General features: G+C 71.2%; 10 protein-coding genes. 6 read left to right on the top strand and 4 right to left on the bottom strand.

The features are described from left to right. Positions 1 to 658: 658 nt before the first annotated feature. A complete protein-coding gene (locus VP06_RS32610) occupies positions 659 to 901 on the top strand; it encodes a hypothetical protein (RefSeq protein WP_156295879.1) in 243 nt (80 codons plus the stop codon). Between the two features lie 132 nt (positions 902 to 1,033). Next, complete coding sequence (gene msrA, locus VP06_RS32605) at positions 1,034 to 1,693, top strand: peptide-methionine (S)-S-oxide reductase MsrA (RefSeq protein WP_048467976.1); 660 nt, start codon at positions 1,034 to 1,036, stop codon at positions 1,691 to 1,693. Between the two features lie 52 nt (positions 1,694 to 1,745). Here msrA and mepA read toward each other — a convergent pair whose 3' ends face one another. Then, positions 1,746 to 2,666: a penicillin-insensitive murein endopeptidase gene (mepA, locus tag VP06_RS32600; RefSeq protein WP_048467975.1), complete on the bottom strand. Its 921-nt coding sequence runs from the start codon at positions 2,664 to 2,666 to the stop codon at positions 1,746 to 1,748. Between the two features lie 201 nt (positions 2,667 to 2,867). Between mepA and VP06_RS32595 the strand changes: the two genes are divergently transcribed. Continuing rightward, positions 2,868 to 3,242 (top strand): PRC-barrel domain-containing protein, encoded by a 375-nt coding sequence (locus VP06_RS32595; RefSeq protein ID WP_048467979.1) that lies wholly within the window; start codon positions 2,868 to 2,870, stop codon positions 3,240 to 3,242. Between the two features lie 21 nt (positions 3,243 to 3,263). Here the strand turns inward: VP06_RS32595 and VP06_RS32590 are convergent, their stop codons facing one another. After that, positions 3,264 to 3,614, bottom strand: a complete 351-nt coding sequence (locus VP06_RS32590; RefSeq protein WP_048467974.1) for a hypothetical protein — start codon at positions 3,612 to 3,614, stop codon at positions 3,264 to 3,266. A gap of 24 nt (positions 3,615 to 3,638) precedes the next feature. Then, positions 3,639 to 4,052 carry an EVE domain-containing protein gene (locus VP06_RS32585; protein ID WP_048467973.1) on the bottom strand — a complete coding sequence of 138 codons (414 nt, stop codon included), beginning with the start codon at positions 4,050 to 4,052 and terminating at the stop codon, positions 3,639 to 3,641. A 258-nt stretch (positions 4,053 to 4,310) separates the two neighbouring features. Between VP06_RS32585 and VP06_RS32580 the strand changes: the two genes are divergently transcribed. Next, positions 4,311 to 4,922 carry a LysE family translocator gene (locus tag VP06_RS32580; protein WP_197093342.1) on the top strand — a complete coding sequence of 204 codons (612 nt, stop codon included), beginning with the start codon at positions 4,311 to 4,313 and terminating at the stop codon, positions 4,920 to 4,922. Positions 4,923 to 5,001: 79 nt separating this feature from the next. On the opposite strand, the gene secB is transcribed toward VP06_RS32580, so the two are convergent. Then, positions 5,002 to 5,499, bottom strand: coding sequence for a protein-export chaperone SecB (secB, locus tag VP06_RS32575; RefSeq protein ID WP_048467971.1), 498 nt, complete (start codon positions 5,497 to 5,499; stop codon positions 5,002 to 5,004). A gap of 422 nt (positions 5,500 to 5,921) precedes the next feature. Here secB and VP06_RS32570 point away from each other — a divergent pair, with 422 nt between their 5' ends. After that, the gene (locus VP06_RS32570) at positions 5,922 to 6,644 is read left to right on the top strand and encodes a Tim44/TimA family putative adaptor protein (RefSeq protein ID WP_197093343.1); all 723 of its coding nucleotides are present in this window, start codon (positions 5,922 to 5,924) and stop codon (positions 6,642 to 6,644) included. A 160-nt stretch (positions 6,645 to 6,804) separates the two neighbouring features. Continuing rightward, positions 6,805 to 8,028, top strand: coding sequence for a murein transglycosylase A (gene mltA, locus VP06_RS32565; protein ID WP_048467970.1), 1,224 nt, complete (start codon positions 6,805 to 6,807; stop codon positions 8,026 to 8,028). The last annotated feature ends 111 nt before the right edge of the window (positions 8,029 to 8,139 follow it).

Below are 8,139 nucleotides of genomic sequence, written 5' to 3'. Positions count from 1 at the left end.
GATCGAGTCGATGCGTCAGCATCCTGCGCCGATGGTCCAGGTTTTTCACCGGCTTCACCGTCTCCTACGAACGAAACCTGTTCGCGATGAACGACATTTCCCACCACCCTGGATAGCAATACTTCTCTTTCGTGGCCAAAGCGTTGGCCAACCTGCGCTAGGCCCACTGAGGATCGGCCCAGCGCGAACCGCGATCAGGCCAATGCTTCGCCGACAGACGAGCAAGTTCCGTTCTCCAAGGCCAGGCTCTGATGACTGAATCGTGCCCAACTGCAAAGTGCCAAAGAGGCGGAGATGCTCGTCGATTGTGGGCCAAACAATCCCGGTGCACCAACCTGCGCCCGAGGAGCGGGCCGCAGATCCAGGCGATAGAGGCCCTTCGCCTTCGCGGTTGCGTCCGCCAAAACCCGCCACGACTGCCTCCGCCGCGCATCCGGGAGCGGCCGGCAGGGCGGATGCGACATGACGCAGCACCGGTTCGTTGGAGTCTGCGGGAACAAGGATAAAATTTCTCCGCAAAGGCTTGTAAACAGCAAGCTTCTTCTCTCCCGATCCCAAAAATAGAAAACCGCGTCTATTGCTGAGAAGCCTGCACACGACCTATCTACAGTCCATTCGGCACCGATCCGCGGCGCCGTTCGTCATGCCGGGTTCGACCATGCGTCCTGCCATTTTCGATCCGTTCGGCGAGCGGCTGGACCTGCGGTCCGCGCAGGAGACCGGCTGCGCCGCAGCGCGCCGCCGCCCGGTCCGGACCCGGCGCATCATCGGCGCCGTCCTGTTCTGGGCCCTGGCGGCCGGGCTGATCACCGCCCGCGGCGCCTTCTTCGATCCCAGCACCGCCTTCGGGCCCGACGCCCCGGCCCGCGTCGCCGCCTCCCAGGCGCCGGTCCTGCGCTGACACGGCTGTCGTCAGGCCCGCGCTGACGCAGCGCCCTTCAGGAACGCACCACGCCACCCCACATCAGGTCGCGATCAGAGGCGGTCCCGCCTCCGGAGCCGCGAGGCTCCGTCCCGAACCCGGAGCGACCCGATGCTGTTCTTCCGCAAGCGCGCCGAGATGCCGAGCCCCGACCAGATCCTGCCGGGGCGGCCCATGCCCCTGCCGACGGCGGAACGGCACTTTGTCAACGGACATCCGCTGAAGGGCCCCTATCCCGACGGCGTCGAGACGGTCGTGTTCGGCCTCGGCTGCTTCTGGGGCGCCGAGCGCAAGTTCTGGCAGCTCGGCGACGGCGTCTTCGTCACCGCGGTCGGCTATGCGGCCGGCACCACGCCGAACCCGACCTACGAGGAAGTCTGCTCCGGGCTCACCGGGCACAACGAGGTCGTGCTGGTCGCCTACGACCCGAACACGATCCCCTTCGCGGCCCTGCTCAAGACCTTCTGGGAGAGCCACGACCCGACTCAGGGCTTCCGCCAGGGCAACGATGTCGGCACGCAATACCGCTCGGGCATCTATCTGCCCGACGCAACGCGCCGGGCCGAGGCCGAGGCATCCCGCGACGCCTATGCCGCCGCCTTGACGGCGCAGGGCCACGGCCCGATCACGACCGAGATCCGCGACGGCGGCCCGTTCTACTTCGCCGAGGCGTACCACCAGCAATACCTGGCGAAGAACCCGGGCGGGTATTGCGGCCTGGGCGGCACCGGCGTCTCCTGCCCGATCGGGGTCGGCGTCGCGGCCGAGTGAGCGCGGTGAACCGGGGCCGGCCGAGCCGGTCCCGGTTGTCCCCGTCTCGCGGTCAGCGCGCCTTCAGCACCGTGCGGCACGCCTCCGGCAGCCCCGCCAGGGTCATCGGCGGGCGCGGCTTGCCGGGGGGACGGGGCTTGGGATGCAGCACCGCATCCGAGAACCAGTAATCGAGTTCGGACCCGCAGCCGTCACCGGCCGGTGGCGGGTCCTGGTCGTGGCAGGCCGCATCGCCCGCCGGGCATGCGAGCCGGATGTGGAAGTGGTAATTGTGGCCGTACATCGGCCGGACCTTGGTGAGCCAGCCCCGGTCCGATCCCGCCTCGCGGCAGAGGGCCAGCTTGATCGCCGGGTTGACGAAGATCCGCGTCACCTCCGGCTCGCGCGAGACCATGCGGATCAGCCGCAGATGCTCCGGCCGCCAGACCTCCGGGTCGATGTCGCGCCGATCCGGCCGCACCACGTTGGTGGCCGACATCTCCTCGCGCTCGGCCCGGGTCAGGCGCCGGTCCGGCATCGGGGTCAGCCAGATATCGGCGTCGAGGCCGAGTTGGTGCGAGGCATGGCCGGTCAGCATCGGCCCGCCCCGGGGCTGGGACATGTCGCCGACGAGGAGCCCCGGCCAGCCCGCCTTGCGCGGCGCCTCGGCGGCGATCCGCTCCAGGAAGTCGACGAGCCGGGGATGGCCCCAGTTCCGGTTGCGCGAGAGGCGCATCACCTGCCAGGTCGCGCCGTCGATCGGCAGCGCCTCGGCGCCGGCCACGCAGCCCCGCGCATAGCCGCCGATCGCCTGCGGCGGCAGAGCCGCCGGCGTGGTGGCGCGGCCGAACAGGGCCTTCGCCGGGGTGGACGGATCGTCCGGGTTGGCGAGCGGCGGCAGCGGCTTCGGATTGAGGGTGCCGCGATCCTGCGCGAGGGCGGGAGCGGCGAACGCGAGGAGAACCGTCAGGACGGCGGCACGGCGAATCGGCATGGGCGGCAGGCTAGCGTCTCGATCGCCCGCGGGGAACTGCCCCGCTGCCCTGCGTTTCGCCGCAGCTTGCGCGACCGGGCCCGCGACGCAAGCCCCGGGCCCGGAACAGGCTCCCCCCGGCAGCGTTTCCGGGGACGAGACCGAGGATCCGGAGGAGTTCCGATGACCACCGTCGCGCCGACCGTCGGCGATCGCTCCGACATGGGCAGCACCACCACCCGCGAGACCAACGCGCTGATCGCCAGCGACCGCGTCGAGGGCACCGCCGTGCGCCGGCCGAACGGCGACGGCATCGGCCGCATCGAGCGCCTGATGATCGAGAAGGCCAGCGGCCGGGTGGTCTATGCCGTGATGAGCTTCGGCGGCTTCCTCGGCATCGGCGAGGGCTACCACACCATCCCGTGGTCAACCCTGCGCTTCGCGCCCGAGCTCGACGCCTATGTGCTCGACCTCACCGAGGAGCAGCTCCGGGCGGTGCCGCCGGCCTCGGCCGACGGCAACGATCCCTCCTTCGACCGGCAATGGGAGGAGCACGTCCACCGCTACTTCAACGCCACGCCGTACTGGAGCATCTGACGCGCCCGGGTGGGAGGCGCCTCACGGCGCCTCCGCCGGCACGCCCGACAGGGACCAGCGGCACAGGCTGGTCTCCTTCACGGTCAGGCAGTCATAGGCGGTGCCGCCGATCACCACCCGCTCGGCATTGCCCTCGATCCGGTCACGGCCGATCTGGGTGCAGCCGAGGCGATCGGCCTTCGGGTCCGCCAGCCGGGCCTTGATCGCGGCCGGATCTCCTCCCGTTTCCGCCAGCAGGATGCGCAGGTTGGCCAAGGCCCCGCAGGTCAGGACCTTCGCCGGCAGGGCGGGCTTCGCGGGCGCCTTCGGCTTCTGCGCGGTGGCCGGACCCGCGAGCAGAACGAGGACGAGCCCGGCGAGAACGAGCCTCACGCGCCGCCCCTCATCGTCGTCCCATCAGAGACCGCCCATCCGGCGCACCAGCGCCCATTCCGCCTCGCCGACAGGCTGCACCGACAGGCGCGAATTGTTGACCAGCACCATCTCGCGCAACGCCGGCTCGGCCTTGATCGCGTCCAGGGTGACGGGGTGCGGCAGGGCCGCGACCGCCTTCAGGTCGACCATGCCGAAGCGGCCGGTCTCGTCGGTCGGATCGGGATAATAGGTGCGGATCACCTCGACGACCCCCACCACCGCCTTGCCCTCGTTCGAGTGGTAGAAGAAGCCCTGCTCGCCGAGCCGCATCGCTTCCAGGTTCTTGCGGGCGACGTGGTTGCGCACCCCGTTCCAGTACGTCCCCGCCTCCCCGGCCGCGACCTGATCGTCCCACGACCAGACCGAGGGCTCGGACTTATAGAGCCAGTACGCCATCCCGTCGGTGTCCCTCTCGCACGATCGCGCCCCCATCGCCCGATCCGGGGGCGGGAGTCCAGGGGGATGAGACGGACCGTCCTGCGGTCCCCTGACCCAGGGTTCGCATCGGCGATGCGCGTCGGCGCGAGGCCGGGTCGGAGCGACCGGCAGCAGAGCGGGAGACCGCCCGGACCAACGGAGCCGGGGTGACGGACTTGACGGAGAACCGTGTATCGTCCCGAGGACGCCCCAGGCACGGCGCGGAGCGGTTTGATCGTGGACGGGACCTGGTTTCTCTCGGCGGGCGCATTCGCGATCGCGATGTCGGCCACGCCCGGCCCGAACAACGCCATGGTGGTGGCCTCCGGCGCCACCTACGGCTTCACCCGGACCATCCCGCACATGCTCGGCGTCGCGGCGGGTTTCCCCGTGATGCTGGTCGTCCTCGGCACCGCGGGGCTGCCAGTCCTCACCGATCCGCGGGTCCATGCGGTGCTGAAATGGGTCGGGGCGGCCTACCTGCTGTGGCTCGCCTGGACCATCGCCGGTTCCGATCCCGATCCCGCTGCGCCGGACGCGCCGGCGGGAACCGGGCGCCCGTTCGGATTCCTTCAGGCGGCCCTGTTCCAATGGGTGAACCCGAAAGCCTGGATCATCGCCGCAGGCGCGCTCGCCACCTATACCGCCCAGGCCGAGGGCGCCTCGCTGACCGCGACCCTGCTGCTCGCGATCCTGTTCGGGCTCGTCGCCCTGCCCTGCCTCGCCGTCTGGACCCTGATCGGCGTCGGCACCGCCCGGATTCTCAAGACGCGCCGGGCCTTGCGGCGGTTCAACCTCGCCATGGCCGGGCTGCTGGTCGCGTCCCTGGTGCCGGCCCTGATGGGCTGACGGAAACGGCGGCGTTTCCCGTGAAACACTGTTTTGAGGATGCGCGGGTCGACGCCGCCGCCCGCGCATCCCGTGAGGTTTACGCGTTCCCGCCCTGCGCCTGGGCCTCGGCGGCCTTCTGGCGATAGAGGCCGACGAAGTCGATCGGGTCGATATAGAGCGGCGGGAAGCCCCCGTTGCGCACCGCGTCGGCGATGATCTGGCGGGCGAAGGGGAACAGCAGCCGCGGGCACTCGATCATGACGGCCGGGTGCATCTGGTCCTGCGGGATGTTGCGCAGGCGGAAGATGCCCGAATAGGTCAGCTCGAACGCGAACAGCACCTCGGCGCCGATCTTGGCATCGCCCTCGAGACGCAGGTCGACCTCGAAATCCTCCTCGGCGAGTTGCCGGGCATTGACGTTGACCTGGATGTTGATCTGCGGTCCCTGCTGCTGGGGCTGGAGCGAGCGCGGCGCGTTCGGGTTCTCGAAGGAGAGATCCTTGGCGTATTGCGCCAGGGCGTTGAGGGTCGGCGTGAAGTCGTCGGGCTGCGCCGCGGCGCCACCGTTGCCGTTCGGGACCGGGGAATCGGCCATGGCGGAGGGTTCCTTCGAGGGCTGGACGTAAACGACGGTCCGACGCGCGCTGGCGCGAAAAATGGCGCGCGCGTCAGCGGCGATGCCGCTATCATGCCCGCTCCCCGCGAACAAGCAGAGGCGCCAACCATCCCTTCCGCGTCACCGCCTCCCCGACCCGGCGGCAGGCCGAACCTCCCCGGACGATGCGGGACGGACCGCATCTCCTCGCGCGCGGGCGCCTGGATACCGACGGGTCGCGACCCCATATCCTGCGGACGGCCCGGGGTGAAGTACCGGCCGGACGCTTGCCTTGCCCCGGCCTCGGTGCCAAAGCCGTCGACGCGCCGGAGATGTCGCAAGCTGTGCCGGGGCGGTCAGGGATGCTCCGCGTGACGCCGTCGCGTGAAGCCGCCAAGAACGGATCGATGAACGGATCGATGATGCAGGATTCCCTCGACCTTACGACCCTCATCTTCCTCGGGCTTGCGGTCTTCGTGATCTGGAAGCTGCGCTCCGTGCTCGGCCAGAAGACCGGGAGCGAGCGGCCGCCCTTCAACCCGCTGGCCCGGCGCGAGGAGCCGCCCGCCGCCGCCCCGCGCGACGGCGACAACGTCGTGCGGCTGCCGGGCACCGGCCCCGAGCGCGGCGCCGCCGCGCCGGTGGCGACCGCGGTCCCGCGCAACTGGAAGGGCCTGGTCGAGCCGAACTCGCCCGCCGCCCGCGGCCTCGACCTGATCCTCCAGCAGGAGCCGCATTTCGACCCCCGCGCCTTCACCGACGGCGCCAAGGTCGCCTACGAGACCATCGTGACGGCCTTCGCCAAGGGCGACCGCAAGACCCTCAAGAGCCTGCTCTCGCGCGAGGTCGCGGACGGGTTCGAGCGGGCGATCCAGGGCCGCGAGCGTGCCGGCCAGACCGTCGAGACCACCTTCGTGTCGATCGACCGGGCCGAGATCGTCGGGGTCGACGTGCGCAACCGTGTGGCGCAGGTCACCGTGCGCTACCTCTCGAAGCTGATCACCGCCACCCGCGGCCCGCAGGGGCAGGTCGTCGACGGCAGTCCCGAAAAGGTCGTCGACGTCACCGACGTCTGGACCTTCTCCCGCACCCTCGGCAGCCGCGACCCGAACTGGCAGCTCGTCGCCACCGAGGCCGGGCACTAAGACGCGATCCTCCGGCGGCTTGATCGGCCGCCGGTCCTCGACGACCATGACGCGCCACCACGATCCTTCGTCGCCACGATCCGTCGCAGCCACGGTCCGTCCCTGTTCCGTGCGGCGCGACCCGAGCACAATCTTTCCGGGGCCGGAGTCCGACAAGCCCATGCCGCCGGCCCTCGGCCCGTCTTCCGCCGCCCTCGCGCTGGCCGCTCTCCTTGCCTGTGCCGCCAATCCGACGCAGGCCGGCCCCTTGCGGATCGGCGAGGCCATGCTCGAGCCGGTCCCCTTCGCCGCTCTGCCGGGCTTTGCCGGTGACGACCTCGCGGCAGCCCTCGCGGCCTTCCGGGCCACCTGCGCGACCCGCCCCGGCCCGGTCCTCGGCGAGGCGGCGCCGAACGCGCCGAGCCAGGACCTCGCCCGGCCCTGCGCCGCCGCGGCCACGGTGCCGCCGGAAGGGGCCAAGGACTTCTTCGAGCGGCACTTCTCCGCCTATCGCCTCCTGCGGCCGAACCGCGACGCCGCAGCGGAGCGGAGTGCCGGCTTCCTCACCGGCTATTTCGAGCCCGAACTGGCCGGCTCGCCGGGACCGACCCCCGACTTCCCCGTGCCGGCGCTCGCACGCCCCGACGATCTCGTCTCGCTGGAGCCCGGCGAGACCCGGCCCGGCCTCGACCCCGCTCTTCGCGCCGCGCGCCGGGACGGCGACGCCTTCCGGCCCTATCCGGACCGGGCCGCGATCGAGGACGGGGCGCTCGGGACCCGCGCCCGCCCACTGCTCTGGCTGCGCGATGCCGTCGACCTCCTGGTGCTGCAAGTCCAGGGCTCCGGCCGGGTGCGTCTGCCCGACGGCCGGTCGGTCCGCCTCGCCTATGACGGCCGCAACGGCCGCCCCTATACCTCCGTCGCCCGCCTGATCGTCACCGGCGGCCACCTGCCGCTCGAAGGTCTGACGCTCGCCCGCTGGACCGGCTGGCTGCGGGACAACCCGGCCATCGCCCGCGACCTGATCCGCCGCAACGCCTCCTACATCTTCTTCCGCATCGACGACGGCCTCCCGGACGGGGCGGGCCCGCGCGGCGGAGCCGGCGTGCCGCTGACCGCCGGACGCAGCCTCGCCGTCGACGCCACTCTGTGGCGTTACGGGGTGCCGTTCTGGCTGGATGGATCGCTGCCGGATCCTCAGGGCGGCACCACCCCGCTGCGCCGCCTGGTGATCGCCCAGGATACCGGCTCGGCGATCCTGGGGCCCGCGCGCGGCGACCTCTATCTCGGCACCGGCGCGCAGGCCGGGGCGGTGGCGGGCCTGCTGCGCGATCCCACGCGCTTCGTCGTGCTGCTGCCGAAGCAGGGCGGTGGCGGATCCCTCGCCCCGGGAGCCGCGCCGTGACCGAGTCGCGCCGTCCCCGGCGGCTGCGTCGTCTCTCCTCGGAAGAAAGCCGGCTCTGGGCCGAGATCTCCCGCCTGGTGACGCCCCTGCGCGGCCGCGCGACTCCCACCG

It is taken from the genome of Methylobacterium aquaticum, from assembly GCF_001043915.1.
GTDB lineage: Bacteria > Pseudomonadota > Alphaproteobacteria > Rhizobiales > Beijerinckiaceae > Methylobacterium > Methylobacterium aquaticum.
This window is presented reverse-complemented; position numbering and strand designations above follow the sequence as displayed.

Coding starts and splice junctions, on each gene's coding strand:
- VP06_RS32610 (WP_156295879.1), top strand. CDS start 659: ATGCGTCCTGCCATTTTCGATCCGTTCGGCGAGCGGCTGGACCTGCGG.
- msrA (WP_048467976.1), top strand. CDS start 1,034: ATGCTGTTCTTCCGCAAGCGCGCCGAGATGCCGAGCCCCGACCAGATC.
- mepA (WP_048467975.1), bottom strand. CDS start 2,666: ATGCCGATTCGCCGTGCCGCCGTCCTGACGGTTCTCCTCGCGTTCGCC.
- VP06_RS32595 (WP_048467979.1), top strand. CDS start 2,868: ATGGGCAGCACCACCACCCGCGAGACCAACGCGCTGATCGCCAGCGAC.
- VP06_RS32585 (WP_048467973.1), bottom strand. CDS start 4,052: ATGGCGTACTGGCTCTATAAGTCCGAGCCCTCGGTCTGGTCGTGGGAC.
- secB (WP_048467971.1), bottom strand. CDS start 5,499: ATGGCCGATTCCCCGGTCCCGAACGGCAACGGTGGCGCCGCGGCGCAG.
- VP06_RS32570 (WP_197093343.1), top strand. CDS start 5,922: ATGCAGGATTCCCTCGACCTTACGACCCTCATCTTCCTCGGGCTTGCG.
- mltA (WP_048467970.1), top strand. CDS start 6,805: ATGCCGCCGGCCCTCGGCCCGTCTTCCGCCGCCCTCGCGCTGGCCGCT.